Raw genomic sequence first — 396 nt, 5'->3', positions numbered from 1 at the left:
GACGCCGCAGGGCGGGGCGAGTGTCGCCAGCGGCAGCGGCTCGCCTTTTGGCACGGCGAAGCGTCTTGATGCGAACCAGCCGAATTCGTCCTCGGTCAGTTTTTCGCCGCCGCGGCGGCTGCCTTCCTGGCGGACGATCACCGCATCGAGCTGACCTTCGTCATAGGCATCCTGCATCTCGCGCGAGAAGCCGATGGTGACGGCGAGGGTGAGGTTCGCTGACATCGCGTGCAGCCGTTCGAGCAGCGGCACGAGTTCAGGGCCCGCCGCATGATCGGAGATGCCGAGCGAGAGCGATTGCGCGGCCGGTGCATCACCCGACAGTGCACGATCATGTGCCGCCATCAGCGCGCGGGCGCGTTCGAGGAAGGCGGCGCCGCCGGCGGTGAGCCGGAC

General features: G+C 68.4%; 1 protein-coding gene. It reads right to left on the bottom strand.

Going from position 1 to position 396, the window contains the following annotated elements; all coding sequences use genetic code 11:
• A partial coding sequence (locus MOV75_RS42070) for a LysR substrate-binding domain-containing protein (RefSeq protein ID WP_246933136.1) occupies positions 1–396 on the bottom strand: 396 nt, incomplete at both ends.

It is taken from the genome of Bradyrhizobium sp. PRIMUS42, assembly GCF_023006515.1.
Taxonomy (GTDB): Bacteria; Pseudomonadota; Alphaproteobacteria; order Rhizobiales; family Xanthobacteraceae; genus Bradyrhizobium.
This window is presented reverse-complemented; position numbering and strand designations above follow the sequence as displayed.